Origin of the sequence: Acinetobacter sp. CIP 64.2, assembly GCF_000369645.1 — a bacterium.
GTDB lineage: Bacteria > Pseudomonadota > Gammaproteobacteria > Pseudomonadales > Moraxellaceae > Acinetobacter.
The window spans coordinates 59271-77612 of sequence record NZ_KB850122.1; the positions used below are offsets into that span (position 1 = coordinate 59271).

17 protein-coding genes are annotated in these 18342 nt (G+C 41.7%); 11 read left to right on the forward strand and 6 right to left on the reverse strand.

Features of this window, described 5'->3' with window-relative positions:
- Window positions 1–272 precede the first annotated feature (272 nt).
- Window positions 273–3185 carry a M66 family metalloprotease gene (locus tag F895_RS10815; protein WP_005240873.1) on the forward strand — a complete coding sequence of 971 codons (2913 nt, stop codon included), beginning with the start codon at window positions 273–275 and terminating at the stop codon, window positions 3183–3185.
- Between the two features lie 180 nt (window positions 3186–3365).
- A complete protein-coding gene (locus tag F895_RS10810) occupies window positions 3366–4634 on the forward strand; it encodes a hypothetical protein (RefSeq protein ID WP_005240875.1) in 1269 nt (422 codons plus the stop codon).
- 47 nt (window positions 4635–4681) lie between these two features.
- On the opposite strand, the gene rpsT is transcribed toward F895_RS10810, so the two are convergent.
- Window positions 4682–4948 (reverse strand): 30S ribosomal protein S20, encoded by a 267-nt coding sequence (rpsT, locus tag F895_RS10805; RefSeq protein WP_004652997.1) that lies wholly within the window; start codon window positions 4946–4948, stop codon window positions 4682–4684.
- 213 nt (window positions 4949–5161) lie between these two features.
- Here rpsT and F895_RS10800 point away from each other — a divergent pair, with 213 nt between their 5' ends.
- The 4 genes from F895_RS10800 to F895_RS10785 all read left to right on the forward strand — a co-directional run bounded on the left by F895_RS10800 (window position 5162) and on the right by F895_RS10785 (window position 7624).
- Window positions 5162–5827, forward strand: a complete 666-nt coding sequence (locus tag F895_RS10800; protein ID WP_005240877.1) for a Rossmann-fold NAD(P)-binding domain-containing protein — start codon at window positions 5162–5164, stop codon at window positions 5825–5827.
- A gap of 12 nt (window positions 5828–5839) precedes the next feature.
- The gene (rraA, locus tag F895_RS10795; protein ID WP_005240879.1) at window positions 5840–6352 is read left to right on the forward strand and encodes a ribonuclease E activity regulator RraA; all 513 of its coding nucleotides are present in this window, start codon (window positions 5840–5842) and stop codon (window positions 6350–6352) included.
- Window positions 6353–6364: 12 nt separating this feature from the next.
- A complete protein-coding gene (locus tag F895_RS10790) occupies window positions 6365–7153 on the forward strand; it encodes a glutathione S-transferase N-terminal domain-containing protein (protein ID WP_005240881.1) in 789 nt (262 codons plus the stop codon).
- 117 nt (window positions 7154–7270) lie between these two features.
- Window positions 7271–7624 carry a hypothetical protein gene (locus F895_RS10785; RefSeq protein ID WP_005240882.1) on the forward strand — a complete coding sequence of 118 codons (354 nt, stop codon included), beginning with the start codon at window positions 7271–7273 and terminating at the stop codon, window positions 7622–7624.
- 85 nt (window positions 7625–7709) lie between these two features.
- On the opposite strand, the gene F895_RS10780 is transcribed toward F895_RS10785, so the two are convergent.
- Window positions 7710–9245 (reverse strand): acetyl-CoA C-acetyltransferase, encoded by a 1536-nt coding sequence (locus tag F895_RS10780; protein WP_005240883.1) that lies wholly within the window; start codon window positions 9243–9245, stop codon window positions 7710–7712.
- A gap of 223 nt (window positions 9246–9468) precedes the next feature.
- Between F895_RS10780 and F895_RS10775 the strand changes: the two genes are divergently transcribed.
- The 3 genes from F895_RS10775 to F895_RS10765 all read left to right on the forward strand — a co-directional run bounded on the left by F895_RS10775 (window position 9469) and on the right by F895_RS10765 (window position 13191).
- Window positions 9469–10860 carry a 3-oxoacyl-ACP reductase gene (locus tag F895_RS10775; RefSeq protein ID WP_005240885.1) on the forward strand — a complete coding sequence of 464 codons (1392 nt, stop codon included), beginning with the start codon at window positions 9469–9471 and terminating at the stop codon, window positions 10858–10860.
- Between the two features lie 142 nt (window positions 10861–11002).
- Complete coding sequence (locus F895_RS10770; protein ID WP_005240886.1) at window positions 11003–11857, forward strand: MaoC family dehydratase; 855 nt, start codon at window positions 11003–11005, stop codon at window positions 11855–11857.
- Window positions 11858–11937: 80 nt separating this feature from the next.
- Window positions 11938–13191 (forward strand): serine hydrolase domain-containing protein, encoded by a 1254-nt coding sequence (locus F895_RS10765; protein ID WP_005240887.1) that lies wholly within the window; start codon window positions 11938–11940, stop codon window positions 13189–13191.
- Here the strand turns inward: F895_RS10765 and F895_RS10760 are convergent.
- Together F895_RS10760 and F895_RS10755 are read right to left on the reverse strand one after the other, a co-directional pair.
- Window positions 13188–13706, reverse strand: a complete 519-nt coding sequence (locus F895_RS10760) for a GNAT family N-acetyltransferase (RefSeq protein ID WP_005240888.1) — start codon at window positions 13704–13706, stop codon at window positions 13188–13190. The genes F895_RS10765 and F895_RS10760 overlap by 4 nt on opposite strands.
- A gap of 7 nt (window positions 13707–13713) precedes the next feature.
- The gene (locus F895_RS10755; RefSeq protein WP_005240889.1) at window positions 13714–14304 is read right to left on the reverse strand and encodes a TetR family transcriptional regulator; all 591 of its coding nucleotides are present in this window, start codon (window positions 14302–14304) and stop codon (window positions 13714–13716) included.
- A gap of 126 nt (window positions 14305–14430) precedes the next feature.
- Here F895_RS10755 and F895_RS10750 point away from each other — a divergent pair, with 126 nt between their 5' ends.
- Window positions 14431–15921, forward strand: a complete 1491-nt coding sequence (locus F895_RS10750) for an MFS transporter (RefSeq protein WP_005240890.1) — start codon at window positions 14431–14433, stop codon at window positions 15919–15921.
- A 42-nt stretch (window positions 15922–15963) separates the two neighbouring features.
- Here the strand turns inward: F895_RS10750 and F895_RS10745 are convergent, their stop codons facing one another.
- Together F895_RS10745 and F895_RS10740 are read right to left on the reverse strand one after the other, a co-directional pair.
- Complete coding sequence (locus tag F895_RS10745) at window positions 15964–16557, reverse strand: Maf family protein (RefSeq protein ID WP_005240891.1); 594 nt, start codon at window positions 16555–16557, stop codon at window positions 15964–15966.
- On the reverse strand, window positions 16557–16940 hold the full coding sequence (locus F895_RS10740) for a DUF2237 family protein (protein WP_004653014.1): 384 nt from the start codon (window positions 16938–16940) through the stop codon (window positions 16557–16559). The genes F895_RS10745 and F895_RS10740 overlap by 1 nt, the downstream gene beginning before the upstream one ends.
- A gap of 139 nt (window positions 16941–17079) precedes the next feature.
- On the opposite strand from F895_RS10740, the gene F895_RS10735 reads away from it, so the two are divergent.
- Entirely contained in the window at window positions 17080–18267 is a 1188-nt protein-coding gene (locus F895_RS10735; RefSeq protein ID WP_005240892.1) for a phosphoglycerate kinase, read from the forward strand.
- Window positions 18268–18342 lie beyond the last annotated feature (75 nt).

The window sequence follows — 18342 nt, forward strand, 5'->3', positions numbered from 1 at the left end:
TATCCTCTTTAATTGATGAATTGTTTAGCGTGCAGTTTGCTCGTGAGGGGATGGTAAGCTTGCTGGATGGTTTATATTTAATTTAGCGGTGTGAATAAACTGGGGGTGCGTGTGCCATAAACTTAGCGTTTCTTGTTTTTAACTATAAATTAATTTCCCTTGATGGTAATAAAATTGCTAGTATATATAAGCATATGATTTATATAAATTTTAACTATTTAACCTAATTTGTCGTTAACGATAATTTATCAAATTTTTCTTGGGGAAATGTGATGCAATTACAACTTAAGCATTTAACAGTTTGTTTGCTATCGATCATGCTGGCCGCTTGTGGAGGTGGGGCTGATCGTACAAGTGGGGCAAACCATAATGAACCACCAAAGAATGATCAAACCACTGCTGGAAATGGCAACCTCATTCCAGGTGATGGAACCAATGAGTTACCGGGTGACGGCACATCTGAGACACCGAATAATGGCTCGGGGAATATTACACCGGAGACACCAAATAACGGTTCAGGGACTAACACGCCAGAAACACCAAATAACGGTTCAGGAAATACTACGACCGAAATACCCAATCAGGGCGGGAATGGAAATACTGAGACGCCTTCAGTCCCACCCGTTGCCGAAAAGTATCCCGAACCTCGTAAAGATCTTATCGATGAAGCGGTATTAGGTTTTTATGATTACGATAAACTTGGATTACCACGGTTACTACGCAATGATTTAAATGGCAGTTTTGCTGCAATGTTGCAGTTTGCACAAAGCCATGTAGTGAACCCTAAAAATAATGAAAAAGATTCAATGCCGCGTTTAACCACAGAAAAAGATGCTTTGTTGTTGGTGACACCTCTGGCGGAAATGGGTGATCTGCAAAAACTACAAGTCGAAATTTATCAAGGTAATCAACTGCTCAGAACGGTTAAATTAAAAGAGCCATCACGAATTGCGGCTTCTGATCAGTCCAATACCGATGGGCGCCCACCAGTAAGCTATTCAAAGCGAGCATGGACGGTTGCATTAAAATGGAGTGAAATTCGTGCAGGCCTGCATCTTCGGGTCATTGATCCACTGAATAATCGTAGTGGTGAGCTCACTGCTGATAATATTGATTTAGCCGCACCGGGTGAATTGGTATTGCAAAATATCCGTCTAGGCCTATTGACCGACCCGCCAAAATCAACAGGTCATTATATGTTGCTCGAGCCTGCAAAGGCAGGCACAGATTATTTTCAAACGATTCCTGCGGCACGCATGATTGTTGCTAAATATGATGACTTAAAGTTGAATAAAGTTATGGTGGCAAGCGGTATCATTTATGATACTGCCAGTGCAAGCACGGGTGATGTCTATAGTGGTGATATGCGTGAGGATACGGCTAAATCGACCTTTGGTGTTGGGATTAACCTAGCCAATTGGGGGATTACCAGTGCTTCAATGGCCAGTCAGGAACAACCACAAATTACTCAAAGTGTCGTGGCACATTATGCACGTGGTAAATATAGCAACGGTGAGGCAACCCATGGCTTAAGTGGTGGTAATGGTATGCTGACCTTGATTGACTCTGTGGGTAATGAGTTTAGTCACGAGATTGGACATCACTATGGGCTTGGGCATTATCCTGGCGCTGTGGGTGACAATATGTTTTGGGCTGCGCATCATGCAGATAGTGGATGGGGCTATATTGCCTTTAGAAATAAAATGCGTGGTAACCTCAATTGGACCACCACCAATCTAGGTGATGGTGCCAATGGAGTTCCTAACTTCCTGAATAAATATGCCTATGGTTGGGATGCAATGTCTGGTGGTGCAACTGCAAGCAGTATTTCTAAATATACCCATTACACTGGTTATAGTACCTATTTGAAAATTCAGCCAGCATTTGATCGTTATGTCTGGGATGCAAGTTCGCCAACAGGCTATAAAAAATGGAATGCAATAACCCGTAGTATGGAAGTGGCTCAGCCTAAAACGCCTAATTCAAGCAATGTTTGGTATAACCGCGCCGATGGCAATTACTTGAAACCAAGAATGTTTGGTGTGCCTGTGTATACCATTCTGGGTGGCTATGATCCAGAAACACAAACAGGCTTGGTCTATCCTGCTGCCAAAGGGAACTGTGGTAATGTATTTGACCTGCCGCAAGCCAATCCGAATGCAGTCACGGCAAGTTGCTGGTTGAATGTGCAGTTTGCAAGTGCGAGTCAAAATATTGCTTTGGCTCCACAGCGAATGAACAGCAATAGCAATGCCAATAAATTCCATGTCAACCTTGCACAAAGTGAGGTGCCACAGCAAGTTAATCTGTATTGTAAAAAAGCCAATCAAGCGGCGGTATTACTGTCGAGTATGTCGATTCCAGCCAATACAATTGCTTTAGCACCCGCAGTTGAAATTGGTAAAGAAGCAGAATACTCAGCGCTCAGAGCGATAGAGCTACCTCAACTCGAGCAGGTCTTGCTTGATAATAAAGATAAGGCTGTTGTAAATCTTTCGCCTGAATCTAAACTGTTGTTTGATTCATACCGAGGTTTTAAAGATCAGCTTTCTTCAGATGCTCAGAATGAAATGGTACGTTATACCCAGCAGCAAATTAAGCTGTATCGTTTAAATCGCTGGATCAATGTGTATCGTTCAGATTTAGATCATTTAAATGCTGATGCAGTAACGGCATTTCAGGCCTTTGTGGAAAAGCTAGCGCTTAAAGGTGATTTGAACTTTGCTTCGAGTACCAATTTAATGAACCGTACCAACTGCCTAAAAGCTGAAACTTTGGCCAATGGACAACTCAATGCATTTATCAGTGGTTCTACGGGTTGTGTTGGTAATGATTCGGAAAAGTGGGTCTACGATGCCTTGGGTAAAATTCATAACAAGCAATATATCGATCAATGTTTAACGACCACCGCAGGCAATGTGATTAATCTTATGCCTTGTAGTGGCGTGAGTAGTCAGGTTTGGGAAATTGATACGACTGCACAAGCGATTAAGCAGTCAAATCAGTGCTTTGATTTGGAGGGTGGTTATTTAACCAATAATCGTGCACGCTTAATTCGCTATCGTTGTACCAGTGGTGCGAATCAAAAATGGACAATTCCTGTAGCAAATAACAGTTTGATCCTTGCAGGTTTGTCTGCCAAGAATTTACCCGTTGCGAGCAAGATTTTGGCTGTTGCCCCTTAATATTTTTATTTGTGTGTCATAAATGAATGGTATGAAGCTCTTCGGAGCTTCATATTTTTTTATCCAGAATATATTTGTTATAAAGTTTAAAAAATAATAAAAGTGCACTTTTAAAATTTATCATTTTTCGTCATGATAAGGCTATAAAAAGAGAAACTTGACACATAATTGGATAAAAAGATGTTATCAAACACAATTTATTTATGGGAGCCTGAAATTTTTACAGGTAAAGTTCCCGCAGAAGATGATTCATATCAAGTTGCTTTTGAGTTGCATCAGCAATATCGTAATATCTCTAGTCATGGCAGAACTTTGCAGGCGTGGTTAGAGTTATTTAGCAACAAGATTGGTGATCCACAATATCAATCCTATTTTTCTGAACAGACCCTACAGTGGGTGCAAGAAATTAAGAATAAATTTGCTCAGGGCATATGTGCCAGTATCCAGTTGGAAACTTGGGCAAGTGAAGCGCAAAATGATGCGGTATATCGGGTTTTCTATGAGGCGGTTCATGAAACAGGGATAGGCTTCTATGAGCCGAATTATAATGTATGGGCTACAGGAGAGTTGCAATCTCCTGAAAATGCGGTTTCCCATATGCTGCAACCTTATTTATTGGAGCCTTTGCATACTCAGCAGATCGAAGCTTTGGTTGAACCTGAGCCTGTTAAGGTTGCAGGTGAGTTACCAGCCCCACAGAATATGCCTGAGGCTGAGCAATTGATCAGTCAGTGGTTTGAACAACAATTCTATACCCAGCAGTTAAGTCTTAATGTGTTTAATGTTGCTCATGACTTTATTTCAAATTGGGGGAATATTGGTCGTCCTGAATTGGCTTTGGATACAGGCTATCGCTGTTTTTTATTGACGCAAAAACAACTGGGTGTTTTTTATCAGTTAAAAATGGTGCTAAGAAAATTAACAGTTAGTCCAATGCTATCTTTTGCGATGGACTTTACTGACCGCTTTATTCCTCAGCAGTTGCAAGAACAGTTATCAGAGCGTTTGATTTTTAGGCTGCGCTCTATGGATGTACATAAGAATACAGGGCAGAAGTATCACGCAGAACCGTGTTTTGCCTTAACAGGTCGATGGGATACACAGGCTGATATTCAGAATTTCTTTAAAAATCTGGATGATTATATTAATTTTATCTTTTCTAATTTGGGACAAAGCCGATTAGAGGTGTTGCAGGCCTGGGCGTATGGGGATATGCCTGAAGGAATTAAAATTGATCTGGATTTTCGTTTTGAATTAATGATGCTGGCGTTGAGCCAAGATGAACTATATTTGCAAGAGCGTTATCAGTATCATAAAACTGTGCTGACACAGAATCATGCACGTGCCAGTGATTTAGGTTTACTTGAAGAAAGTCATAACTTTTGTCAGAAGTTAGTCAGGATCGTGACAGAAGCGGGAACAGGGATGCAGCCTTACATCAAAAATTAAACACAATAAAAAAGCCCGAATATTCGGGCTTTTTTATATGCATCAAATTAGTTAGCTAATGCTTTAACTTGAGCGTTCAAGCGGCTCTTATGACGAGCAGCTTTATTTTTGTGGATAATGCCTTTATCAGCCATACGGTCGATAACTGGAACAGCAGTTTTATAAGCTTCTGTAGCAGTAGCATAATCACCAGCAGCGATCGCATTTACAGTACGTTTGATATAAGTACGAACCATAGAACGTAAGCTTGCGTTGTGTTTACGTGCTTTAACGTTTTGACGAGCACGTTTTTTAGCTTGAGCAGAGTTTGCCACTCGTGCACTCCTTGAAAATAAGTTGGTCTGGGCGGGCTGAAGTTAAAACCAATAAAACATTAGCAACATTCACCAGCCCGTAAACAAGTGCCATATTTTGAGGAAACTAAGCCGCGAAGTCAAGTCTTGTGATACTTTTAAGTAGATTTAACAGGTGAAAAACGTGCAAGAAAACGTTACATTAGCCTTAGTCATTGATTGGAACAAATAAAAATGAAAATAGGTGATAAAAAGGCAATTGTTATTGGCGCAACAGGCTTGGTTGGTCAAGCCCTTGTAGATGCGTTGCAGCAAGCAGGTGATTTTAGTTCAATTACAGTGGTGGTTAGAAAAAGTTCAGAAATATTAAAATCTTACAGCAAAGTAACACAGCTGATATTAGAAGACTTTCTGCTATTGAATGATGAGGATGTAAGTCCCTATACCCATGCATTCAGTTGTTTGGGAAGTACGATCAAACAAGCAGGATCTAAAGATGCTTTTTATGCGATTGACTATGAAATCAATGCCCATTTTGCAGATTTAGTTCAGGATAAAAATATTCATTTATTGGTGGTGAGTGCATTGGGAGCGAATGCTAATTCGCCAGTTTTCTATAATAAAGTCAAAGGCGAATTGGAAAACTACCTAAAAAACCTGTCAATTTATAAGCTATCAATTTTCCAACCCTCACTGTTAATTGGTAAGCGTAGTGATATTCGCTTGCTTGAGGACTTGGCGCAGACCGCATTTAAGCTGGTCGAAAAAGCATGGACCAGACCGTTTAAATTTAAACCTGTTACTGCTGAGCAATTGGCGCATACTATGTTGATTGCAGCACAAACTCAAACTGCAGCACTCAAATACTATGATAATTTAAGCATACAACAAACTAGATAAAGGAGCATTTCAGTGACCGCAATCCCTTTCGTAACATGTGATTTGTTAGATGATAATCCTGAAAAAAAGTTACAAGTCGTAACACCATCTCTAGATGGTAAATTCTTTAAAAGTTATGGTGCCCGTAAGACATTTGGTGGACAAGCCGTGACCGTTAAGTGTTTTGAAGACAATTCACGTGTAAAAGAATTATTGGCAACCGATGGTACGGGTAAAGTGTTGGTGGTTGATGGTGGTGCTTCGATGCGTTGTGCGCTCATGGGGGATTTGATTGCTGAGTCAGCGGTTAAGCATCACTGGAATGGTGTGGTGATTTATGGTTGTGTCCGTGATGTTGATGCGATTGCAGAACTCGATTTAGGCGTACATGCATTGGCTGCCATTCCACAAAAAAGTAATCGTAAAGGCATAGGTGAAGTGGACATCACATTGTATTTTGGTGGTGTGACAATCAACTCTGGCGATTATATCTATGCAGATAATAATGGCATTGTGATTGCAGAAGAAAAATTAGTCGACTGCTAAAAGGATAATATTATGTTGAAAATGGTGAGCCATCAATTCAAGGTTTTACAATCTGTATGTGCAACTGTAATTGAAGGTGGAAGAGGTGTTTCTGGTACACCATTTCCAAATCAGCCTGCAAAAGCACTTAAGCTCTACGAGTTTGAAGGTTCTCCATTTTGTCGCCGTGTTCGTGAAGTAATGACTTTATTGAATCTGGATGTAGAGATTTATCCCTGCCCAAAAGGGGGGCAGAAATATCGTCAGATTGTCAAAGCAACTGGTGGTAAAAAACAGTTTCCATTTCTGATAGATGAAAATACGGGTGATCAGTTATATGAGTCACAGCAAATTATTCATCATCTGTTTAAACATTATGGCAAAACAGGACAAACACCAAAGAAGTTTAGTCATTATCCAAAGCTCCCGTATGTATCTGCTTTAGCTTCCGCTGCCAATGCTGCGCGTGGAGTATGGATTAATCCGCAGATTGTTGACCGACCAGCGCCAGCACAGTTACTGGAGCTGTGGAGTTTTGAGGCAAGCCCTTATACACGGCTGGTTCGTGAAGTACTGACTGAGTTCGAACTGCCTTATCTTCTGCATAATGTTGCTAAAGAGCGTTGGCAGGATATGGGGCCAGCAATTTTGCGTTTGAAGCCTGGAAAATATATTCCACTGCCCAATGGTAAACGTGAAAAAATTGTTGAAGTAATGGGGCGAGATATTCAGGTCCCATATTTGGTTGATCCGAACACAGGTGTGAAAATGTTTGAGTCGGCTAAAATTGTGGAATACCTCAAGCAGCAGTACGGGCAATAAAATGAAGGCAGAGAAGGCATCTTTTGGAAGATACTTTTTTATGTGAGATGAAGTGATTGCTTCCATCGAAGATTTAGCGGTTTAATAGACCCGAAAATAGTTATGTGATCATCCACCATGTTGAGTCAATTCACCAATCTCTTTAAAAGTTCCAAAGAAACACCTGAGCAATTATTTTTAAAAGAACATGCTTTGGTGTTTGATGCTGAGCAAGGCGCCATTCTGAATGGTGTAGTGTTGAATGGGTTGAGCGTTCGTCTGGAATATTTTTCTAATCGAAAATTAGACCGATTTGATGATCTGGAGAAGTTATTTCGGATTACACCGCAAATTAATGAAAAGATTGATTTGGAATTGCATTCGCAACGTTTTGTTGAGCGGTTAGGGAATACAGAGGAAAATCTGAAAGAACTCAAGCAAGCGATTAAAGTGTTAAATGATTATTATGTGAAGTTTAAACGGGCGAGATGAATGCAGCTACTGTGTAAGTCAAAGATGTGCTCTAAATAAAAAAGCTGAATCAAATGATTCAGCCTTTTTATGGGTAGGTGAACAATTATTTTTCAATAATCGCTGTTACACCTTGACCACCAGCAGCACAGATCGAAACGAGGATACGACCTGAACCTTTTTCATTTAAGATTTTCGCAGCAGTTGCAATGATACGACCGCCTGTAGCAGCAAATGGGTGACCCGCAGCTAAAGAAGAACCTTTAATGTTTAACTTACTACGATCAATTGAACCTAAAGGTGCATCTAAACCTAAACGCTCTTTACAGAATTTCTCATCTTCCCAAGCTTTCAATGTAGAAAGAACTTGTGATGCAAATGCTTCGTGGATTTCATAGTAGTCGAAATCTTGAAGTTTAAGACCAGCACGCTCAAGCATACGTGGAACTGCATAAGCAGGTGCCATCAATAAGCCTTCTTTCTTGCCAACGAAATCAACTGCTGCAGTTTCCGAGAAAGTCAGATAAGCAAGTACTTCATGACCATTGGCTTTCGCCCATTCTTCAGACGCTAAAAGTACACAAGACGCACCATCAGTTAATGGTGTTGAGTTACCCGCAGTCATGGTTGCAGCTTCGCCTTTACCAAAGACTGGTTTTAATTTTGCTAATTTTTCAGATGTAGAGTCTGCACGTAAGTTGTTGTCACGGCTTAAACCCAAGAATGGTGTGATTAAGTCATCGAAGAAACCTTCTTCATATGCTTTTGCCATTTTTTGGTGAGAAGAAGCAGCTAGAATATCTTGCTCTTCACGTGGAATACCCCACTCAAGCGCAGTAATTGCTTGATGGTCACCCATCGATAAACCTGTACGTGGTTCACCATTTTTAGGTGCATCCATAAGATCTTTCACATTGATTTTCGCTAAAGCTTTTAAACGGTCTTTACCTGTTTTCGCAATGTTAAGTTCAAGTAGGGCTTTACGTAAGCCATCACCGAAAGCAATTGGCGCATCAGAAGTGGTATCAACACCACCTGCGATACCCACTTCGATTTGACCTAAAGCAATTTTGTTTGCGACAAGGAATGCTGCCTGTAAACCCGTACCACATGCTTGTTGAATGTCATATGCAGGGGTTTCTGGCGCAAGTTGAGTATTTAATACACACTCTCGTGTCATGTTGAAATCACGGCTGTGCTTTAATACAGCACCAGCAACCACTTCGCCTAGGCGTTGGCCTTGTAGGTTGAAGCGCTCAACCAAACCGTTTAACGCAGCTGTAAACATATCGATGTTGGAAGCTGTGAAATAAGCGCCGTTAGAGCGAGCGAAAGGAATACGGTTGCCGCCGATAATGGCAACTCGGCGCACAGTGTTTTGGCTCATGGTTTTATCCTGTTGAACAGAAGGTTTGGTTGTTTTAGCTGCAACTGCTTTCGTTGTTGTCGAAGAAGCAGTGCTTTTTGTCGTAGCTGCACTACGCGCGGTAGAGCGAGCACGCGTTGTTTTTGGTGTCGTCGTTGCGGCTTTTGGAGTTGTGCTTGCAGTTTTACGTGAAGTTGAAGCTGCTTTTGATGTATTTGACACAGTCTCTTGAGCTGAAGTCTCGACTGCTGGATTTTCTTGAGTTGTTTTGCTCATAAGGCTTTTCCAAGCATAATTGCGATATTCTTGCTACAAACATACCATATTTCCAATACTGCTGTATTGACTAGAATGACGCTTGAGACCACATTCAGGTCAAGACATCCAGACATGAACTCAAGTATGATTTGCGATGAGTCAATCAGACATTGATTTCATGCCACATCCCAACATGATTCATGTGTTTGTAACAAATTCATTTGTATGAGAGATAATAACCATGACTGATCAGTACCAAGCATTTACACAATCACCATTAGGTAAGTTTGTCGTAAAAAATCTAGGTTTACCATCGCCAGTTGCGCTAGATCGTTTTGTAAGTGCTCAACCAGTTGTAAATGGTGCAGTATTGCTTGGCGCAGCACCATCAAGCACGATTTCTGCTGCGATTGCTCAGGTTTTGAGTAATATTCATGCCGATAGCTATGTCGGTAATAATGTTGAATTACAACAAACAGCTGCGAAAGTAGGCTTAAACCTTCGTCCACTGAATTCAGATGATAAAGAGTCTAAATTTAAAGCGGTTGTATTTGATGCTTCTGGTATTCAAGATTCAGAGCAGTTAAAAGCGTTATACGATTTCTTCAATCCTATTGCTCGTCAGATTTCAAGTTCAGGACGTGTGATCGTGATTGGTACCACACCAGAAACTGCAAAAACAGTCAAACAGGCGATTGCACAACGTGCGCTAGAAGGTTTTATCAAGTCTGTTGGTAAAGAGTTCAAAAAGGGGATTACTGCACAAGTGGTCTATGTCGATCAAGGTGCGGAAGCAAACCTTGAATCAACTTTACGTTTCTTGATTTCACCACGTTCAGCTTATGTTTCTGGTCAAGTGATTCGTGTTTCTAAAGCAGATGTGGTTGATTTGGACTGGGCAAAACCACTTGCAGGTAAAACTGCATTAGTGACTGGCGCGAGCCGTGGTATTGGTGAAGCGATTGCACATGTTTTGGCACGTGATGGTGCACATGTGATTTGCTTAGATGTACCACAACAACAAGCAGATCTTGAGCGTGTTGCGGGTTCAATTGGTGGTTCAGTATTGGCAATCGACATTACTGCTGCTGATGCAGGTGAAAAAATCAAAACTGCTGCTGCAAAACAAGGCGGTTTAGATGTAATCGTGCATAATGCGGGGATTACTCGTGACAAGACTTTGGCAAACATGAAACCAGAGCTTTGGGATCTTGTAATTAACATTAACTTGTCTGCCATTGAGCGTGTTAACGATTACTTACTTTCTCATGATGGTTTAAATGCAAATGGCCGTATCGTTTGTGTATCATCAATCAGTGGTATCGCGGGTAACCTTGGTCAAACCAACTATGCTGTGTCTAAGGCGGGTGTGATTGGTTTGGTGAAATTTACTGCACCGACATTAAAGAATGGGATTACCATCAATGCAGTTGCGCCAGGTTTCATTGAAACGCAAATGACTGCTGCGATTCCATTCGCGATTCGTGAAGCGGGTCGTCGTATGAACTCAATGAACCAAGGTGGTTTACCTGTAGATGTCGCTGAAGCAATTGCTTGGTATGCGTCAACGGGTTCAACAGGCGTGACGGGTAACGTTGTTCGTGTCTGCGGTCAAAGCTTGTTAGGTGCCTAAGAACTTCAAGCTATAAAATCTCCCCTAACCCCTCTTTAAAAAGAGGGGAATTCCTAAAAATTAAAACCTGTATAATTTGTGGAAGCTCCCTCCTTTATGAAAGGAGGGTTGGGGAGGATTCCTAAAATATAAAAGGTTTATTATGAATACACGTCATTTTAGTCAACTGCCAAAACCTTATTTAGCTTATCCAAAAGTCATTCAAGGTCTGATTTTCAAAAAGCCAAAGGGTGAAAAAGTATTACCACAAGTTGAATATGTGGTGGATACACTCAAGATTGATAGCAAACATTTAGAAAGCTATAACGAGATTTGTGGTTTTAAAAATGATGGTTTCGTGCCTGCGATTTATTTAGCTGTTTTGTCGCAAAGTCTGCAAATGCACATGATGACCAGCGAAGCATTTCCATTCCCGATCTTGGGTTTGGTGCATATTCGTAACCAGATCAAGCAAACTCGCAAAATTACTGTAAATGAGCAAATTACGCTGTCTTGTAAATTTGGTGAGTTAAAGCCGCACGACAAAGGCTTACAGTTTGATTTCATTACCACTGCCAAAGTGGGTAGTGAAGTGGTGATGGAAAGTTTAACCACTTATTTATCCCGCCAAAAAACAGAGAATAAAGTGACTGAAAAAGCCAAAGAGTCTCAAGAGCCAGCTTATCAACCCCAAGCAGAATGGAATATTTCTGAAAATACCGGCCGTCGTTATGCAGTGATTTCAGGGGATTTTAACTTGATTCATATCCATGCCGTAACTGCAAAGGCATTTGGCTTTAAACAGGCGATTGCACACGGGATGTGGAGCAAGGCTAAAGCTTTGGCGAGTATTGAGCTTCCAGCAGCGTATGAAGCAGATGTCTGGTTCAAATTGCCAATGTATTTACCTTCAACGGTAGAGTTTTTAACTGCGGCTGAGCCAAAACAAACAGACTTCTTGATCCGTAATGTGAAATCTAAAAAGCCGCATGTTGCAGGTACAGTAAAAGCCCTTTAATACCATCATGTCGTGCAAATGATCCCTGTTGTTCGCAACAGGGAGATTATAAAAACATAAATATCATAAGGAATTGAGCCGTGATTAAAGAAATTCTATTTGCCGATACGCAGCATTATCATGGTAGTGTTGATGAACGCTTTATTGATTTAGCAAGCCAATTTAGCCGCTTGCAAGATGCGCGTAGCCAGCAAGGCGGGGCGGCATTGGTGGTGTATTTCCAAGGTCAAAAAGTGGTTGATATTTTCACGGGTAAGAAATCTCAACAAGAAGATTGGCAATCCGATACTTTAGCGATGTGCTACTCAACTGGTAAAGGTATTCTGGCAACACTTGCACATATATTGGTCAGTGAAGGTGTGTTGGATTATGAGCAGCCGATTGCCTATTACTGGCCTGAGTTTGCTCAGAATGGCAAAGCCAATATTACGCTACGTCATGTCCTGTCACATCAAAGTGGTATGTTTGATATTCGCAATACCATTGAAACTGCAACAGAGATGCTGGACTGGTCGCATATGCTGGAGGTTATGGCCGCAGCGACACCACGTTTTGCAGCAGGGCAAAGTTTTGCTTATCAGCCTTTAACTTATGGTTGGATTTTAGGTGGTGTGATTGAGAAGGCAGCCAAACAACCCTTAAGTTGGCTCATGCAGCGTTATCTTGTACAACCTCTTGAGCTGGATGGCGCGTATTTTGGTATACCAACTTCAGAATTGGGCCGAGTAGCACGTTTATTGGAAAGGCCAAAAGCACCATCAACAAGTGCGCCACAAAGCAAGAAAAACAATGCTCCACGTAAAGCATCTTTATCAGAAAGATTATTAGAGCTTTCAGGGCAAAACCCACAAGATTTTCAGGATGCCATGATCCCTAAAGGGATGCGCAATTTTAGCTTCTATAGTGATGAAGGATTGCAAGCTGTCATTCCTGCGGCCAATGGCGTATTTACTGCGGATAGTTTGGCAAAAGTCTATGCCATGCTGGCCAATCAAGGACAATGGCAAGGGCAGCAACTGATTCGCCCAGAAGTATTCAAGCAACTCAGTACGGTGCAAAGTAAAGCACGTGATCGCGTGATGCCGATTCCAATGCATTGGCGTTTGGGATATCACCGTATTCTAACTTTAGGCAAACGTGCGCCACATGGCTTTGGACATGTGGGCTTTAATGGTTCAGGTGCGTGGTGTGATGTTGATCGTGAACTGAGTTTTGCTTATACGCATAATTTTAATGTCACCTCGGCAACAGGGGATTATCGTCTATGGGGCTTGAGCCAAGAAACCCTACGCTGTGCAGATGAAATTCTAACAGGGCGAAAGGGCTGGTTCTAATTGGACTTTGCTTGATAGGGCGGAATATGATAAATCACGGCATCATATTTCTTTTCGGTTTTATGTGCAGCAACTGTTCCACCTAAAAATTCAGCCAGTTTTCGACTTGGCTGATTTTCGGTTGCAACTGGATATAAGAAATATTCGGCAGAGAGATGTAATGAAGCCCATTGAAATACTTCAAACAAGGCTTCTTTAGCAAAACCTTGATGATGACAATCTTCCCGAATCCATAATCCCAGTTCGGGTGTTGAGGTCTGCATTCGATGAACCCCAATGAGACCAATAAAACGTTGATCTTGTTTGCTGCGTAAAACAAAATGTCGGTCGGTATTCTTTGTTTCTTTGACTAGCCATTCTTGACCAATTTTTTCTTGCGTTGCGAAATTTTGAGCGGGTTCCCATGCCATATAACGGGTTAATGTTGTTGTCACACAAGGATAGATGTCAATCAGATCATCCATTTGAAATACAAATAAATCGAGTCTTCGGCTTTGTAATAATGGTCGTTTCATTGTTTACTCATTCTGCTTTTTTAAATAGTTCTGCTTGAATAATGGCTTCGGTATGGCGTTTAAAATCAGTTTCATTTAAACCGATTAAGCCTAATTTATAAATACCTTCTAAGCCACAAACAAAAGCGATGAGTCTCCATGCAATATCATGGTGATTGGTGTCAAAATGAAATTCGCCGTGTGCTTGGCCATCTTCAATGATTTGAACAATAGAACGGTGCCAGTCTTGCATGGCAATGTTATAAGCAAGTTTGATTTCCTGATCTTGGTCGATTAAAACCTCTGCTTCATTCCAAAGGCGTAAATAGGGCTGAATTTGTTCAATATTTTCACAGCCAAGCAAGAGGGAAAGACGTTGTAGATAATTGGCAGTCGTCACCTGATTTTCAATTTCGTCCAATTGCTGCATCAGTTTAACAAAAGCTTCGGCTTTGAGCTGTGAGCTAGAGGCGAAGTGATGATGAACTTGCCCAGTCGAAGTTTGGGCTTCAGTGGCGATACGGCGAACCGTCATTGCAGAAAATCCTTCGTTTAAGGCAACTTGCATGGCGGCCTGCAAAATCATGTCACGACGCTGTTCGCGGTTTAAATAAGCCATTCTTTCTCTAATACCTATTGCATATACAAATCAGAAACAAACTCACTTAAATCCAAAAGTTGGACAAGTGTTCAATTTTGGTTATAATAGCGCCAATTTGAACAGTTGTCCAATTTAGAGGCATTTATGTCACGCAAGTGGTTAATTCTTGCAATTGTTGTATTGATCTATATTCCTGTCGCGATTGATGCAACCATCCTACATGTAGCGACGCCAACTTTGAGCGAGTCGCTTTCTTCCTCAGCCAATGAGCTGTTATGGATTATTGATATTTATTCACTGGTCATGGCAGGGCTGATTTTGCCGATGGGTGCCTTGGGTGATCGTATCGGTTATAAACGATTGATGATCATTGGTGCCTTTTTATTTGGTCTTGCTTCATTGGCAGCCGCATTTTCACCAACGGCACTGGCATTGATTGCTTCACGGGCTTTATTGGCCGTGGGTGGGGCAATGATCCTGCCTGCAACCTTATCGGCAGTTCGCAACACTTTTCTGGATGAAAAACAACGGAACTTTGCTTTAGGAATCTGGGCGACAGTTGGTGGTGGTGGTGCAGCTTTTGGCCCACTATTAGGAGGTTTTTTGCTTGAGCATTTCCATTGGGGTTCAGTCTTCCTGATCAATGTGCCTATCATGATCACCGTGGTGGTATTGGCTGCATTTTTGATTCCAAAACAAACAGGTCAGCCAAAGCAAAACTTGAATTTATTGCAGGCGCTCGTTTTGGTGATCGCCATCTTGAGTATGATCTATGCAGTGAAATCGGTGATGCATGGTTTTAGCGTGTGGTCGGTTCTGATCTTTGCCGTCGGTTTTAGTTTGTTGGTTGGTTTTATTCGTCAGCAGTTGACCTCGAAATCACCAATGATTGATATTCAATTGTTTAAACATCCTGTCATTGCGACTGGTGTGGTCATGGCGATTGTATCAATGATGGCTTTGGTGGGATTCGAGCTGTTGGTTTCGCAAGAGCTGCAATTTGTGTATCAGCTTTCGCCATTGGCCGCTGGGGCATTTATTTTACCGTTCATGATTGCGATTAGTTTAGGTGGTCCAATTGCCAGTCTGTTGGTGAACCGTTTTGGTCTACGTTCTGTTGCTTCATTGGGTATGCTGATGAGTGCGATGAGTCTGTGGGGCTTGGCCAATACCGACTTTATGCAAGCACAAATCCACGCATGGGCATGGATGGTGTTATTGGGTTTAAGTGTGGAAATTGCCTTACTTTCTTCAACCTCTGCAATTATGTCTTCCGTTCCACCGAGCAAAGCAACGGCTGCGGGTGCGATTGAAGGGATGGCATACGAGCTAGGTGCAGGTTTGGGGATCGCATTTTTCGGTCTGATGTTGTCATGGTTCTATGCCAACTCGATTGTAATACCAAGCGATGTACCGAATAACATGCTGCAGCAGGCGAGTAGTTCAATTGGAGAGGCGATTCAAGCGGCGAAACAATTACAGCCAACAATTGCTGAACATTTGATTCAGGCAGCGAAACAGGCCTTTAGCCAATCGCATCGATCCGTATTGAATGTGGCTGCGTTATTGTTCTTGATTCTGTCGATTTTTATTTGGTTTGCTTTGCCAAAAAGAGTCACTGTGGTCGAGGAGTAAGCATTGACCCTGATCTAAATTAAGTTTAGGTCAGGGTGTTTTTTAAGGTGCACTTATTCCAAACTGACGTAATATTTTACACAGCTGAATCATCGGCAAGCCCATCAAGGTGGTTTGATCATCACCCATCATTTTCTCAAATAGACTAATCCCTAAACTTTCACATTTAAAACTACCCGCACAATGCAAGGGCTGATCAAGTTCAATATAGCGCTCGATTTCCGGCAATGTCAGTTGACGAAATTTGACTTGGTAATGTTCAACCAATGTGGTTTCAAAGCCAGATTGCAGATGTTGGACGCTCAGCGCAGTACTAAAAAATACGGTTCGACCTGAATTTTCCTGTAATTGCTGAATTGCATTTTCAACGCTTAAGGGTTTACCAATAAAATCATACGGGGCATGTTCACGCCAAGCCACTTGATCCGAGCCAATGATAATCGCATCGGGATGTTGTTCTGCGACGACACGGGCTTTCTCAAAAGCGAGTCGTTTTGCCAAATCATCGGCATGCAATTCACCTGCTGCTGACTCATCAATATCTGGTGAAATACAACGATAATCAAGCTTTAACCGATCCATCAGATCTTTACGGGTTTGGCTGCTAGATGCCAGAATCAGTTCACGTTGATGCATCAGACTGCGTATTCCACCAGAATATTCAATGGAACATAATGCAAAACGGCATTGTGGCAAGCATTCAACTTAATCGGTGGTGCTTGTCCTGCTTGATAGGCTTCGACCCAACGGGTAACACAGATACACCAGAAATCACCGGGTTTAAGTCCAGGAAAGCCAACTTCGGGTAAAGGCGTGATCAAGTCATTGCCGACTTTTTGTGAGAAATTTAAAAACTCAGACGTCATTTGTGCACACATGGTATGCTGACCTAGATCAGTGACCGCCGTATGGCAAAAACCATTACGAAAATACCCTGTAATCGGATCATAACAACAGCTGGCTAAAGGTTCACCAAGGACGTTTAAACGATTAATTTTAGGATCTGGATGAATAGACATAATAATATAAAACTTTAGTGATCCTGATTATCATAATCAAAACTGAAGCTTTCGGCAGCTTTTCTGCAAAAAAACTCACCTTTATTTCAGAGAATCATTTAAAATTACGCCGTTTTTAAAATCAATTAGAGAGCCATCCATGAATTTTCAGCGCATGACTGATCTTGATTTAGCAGGTAAACGTGTTCTTATTCGTGAAGACTTAAACGTTCCTGTAAAAAATGGGGAAATTACCAGTGATGCACGTTTACGTGCTGCATTGCCAACCATTAAAGCGGCTTTAGAAAAAGGCGCGGCAGTGATGGTATTTTCTCATTTGGGTCGTCCTGTAGAAGGTGAGCCAAAACCAGAACAATCGCTTGCTCCAGTCGCTGCTTATTTAAGCAAAGCCTTGGGTCAAGACGTAAAATTATTCACAGATTATTTAGATGGTGTTGAAGTCGCTGCGGGTCAAGTGGTGTTACTTGAAAACGTTCGCTTCAACCATGGCGAAAAGAAAAATAACCAAGAGCTTGCAAAAAAATATGCAGCTTTATGTGATGTATTTGTGATGGATGCATTTGGTACGGCGCATCGTGCAGAAGCTTCAACAGAAGGTGCGGCACGTTTTGCACCAATCGCCGCTGCGGGTCCTTTATTGGCAGCTGAGTTAGATGCGCTTGGTCGTGCAATGCAAACCCCAGAAAAACCAATGGTGGCGATTGTTGCGGGTTCTAAAGTATCAACCAAACTTGATGTCTTAAACTCATTGTCTAGCATCTGCGATCAAATTATTGTGGGTGGTGGTATTGCCAATACCTTCCTTGCAGCAGCAGGCTATAACGTTGGTAAATCACTGTATGAAGCTGATTTGGTTGAGACTGCAAAACAAATCGCTGCAAAAGTGAGTGTTCCATTACCAACTGATGTTGTGGTTGCTGATGCAAGCCAAATCAACTTTGAAGACTTCTTGGGTTCATTGGCGAACGCACAAGCGGTTGTCAAAAATGTTGCGGATGTTACAGACACCGACATGATCTTGGATGTAGGTCCTGAAACGGCTAAAGCATTTGCAAACATTTTAAAAACATCAAAAACCATTCTTTGGAATGGTCCTGTCGGTGTGTTTGAAGTGGATCAGTTTGGTGAAGGAACTAAAGCGCTTTCACTGGCAATTGCTGAGTCTGCTGGTTTCTCGATTGCAGGTGGTGGTGATACGCTTGCTGCGATTGATAAATACCAAGTTGCTGATCAAATTGGTTATATCTCAACAGGTGGTGGTGCATTCTTGGAGTTCGTAGAAGGCAAAACTTTACCTGCTGTTGCAGTATTGCTTGAGCGTGCATAATCAGGTTGCAATGAACTGATTCATCAGTAGATCATTCAAAAAGAGTCGATGTCCATCGGCTCTTTTTACTTTTGT

Excerpts from the sequence above, each read along its gene's own strand:
- F895_RS10745 (WP_005240891.1), bottom strand. The coding sequence starts at position 16,557 with ATGCATCAACGTGAACTGATTCTGGCATCTAGCAGCCAAACCCGTAAA.
- F895_RS10740 (WP_004653014.1), bottom strand. The coding sequence starts at position 16,940 with ATGTCTATTCATCCAGATCCTAAAATTAATCGTTTAAACGTCCTTGGT.
- F895_RS10780 (WP_005240883.1), bottom strand. The coding sequence starts at position 9,245 with ATGAGCAAAACAACTCAAGAAAATCCAGCAGTCGAGACTTCAGCTCAA.
- F895_RS10790 (WP_005240881.1), top strand. The coding sequence starts at position 6,365 with ATGTTGAAAATGGTGAGCCATCAATTCAAGGTTTTACAATCTGTATGT.
- F895_RS10775 (WP_005240885.1), top strand. The coding sequence starts at position 9,469 with ATGACTGATCAGTACCAAGCATTTACACAATCACCATTAGGTAAGTTT.
- F895_RS10735 (WP_005240892.1), top strand. The coding sequence starts at position 17,080 with ATGAATTTTCAGCGCATGACTGATCTTGATTTAGCAGGTAAACGTGTT.
- F895_RS10785 (WP_005240882.1), top strand. The coding sequence starts at position 7,271 with ATGTTGAGTCAATTCACCAATCTCTTTAAAAGTTCCAAAGAAACACCT.
- F895_RS10800 (WP_005240877.1), top strand. The coding sequence starts at position 5,162 with ATGAAAATAGGTGATAAAAAGGCAATTGTTATTGGCGCAACAGGCTTG.
- F895_RS10750 (WP_005240890.1), top strand. The coding sequence starts at position 14,431 with ATGTCACGCAAGTGGTTAATTCTTGCAATTGTTGTATTGATCTATATT.
- F895_RS10810 (WP_005240875.1), top strand. The coding sequence starts at position 3,366 with ATGTTATCAAACACAATTTATTTATGGGAGCCTGAAATTTTTACAGGT.
- F895_RS10770 (WP_005240886.1), top strand. The coding sequence starts at position 11,003 with ATGAATACACGTCATTTTAGTCAACTGCCAAAACCTTATTTAGCTTAT.
- F895_RS10760 (WP_005240888.1), bottom strand. The coding sequence starts at position 13,706 with ATGAAACGACCATTATTACAAAGCCGAAGACTCGATTTATTTGTATTT.
- F895_RS10815 (WP_005240873.1), top strand. The coding sequence starts at position 273 with ATGCAATTACAACTTAAGCATTTAACAGTTTGTTTGCTATCGATCATG.
- F895_RS10755 (WP_005240889.1), bottom strand. The coding sequence starts at position 14,304 with ATGGCTTATTTAAACCGCGAACAGCGTCGTGACATGATTTTGCAGGCC.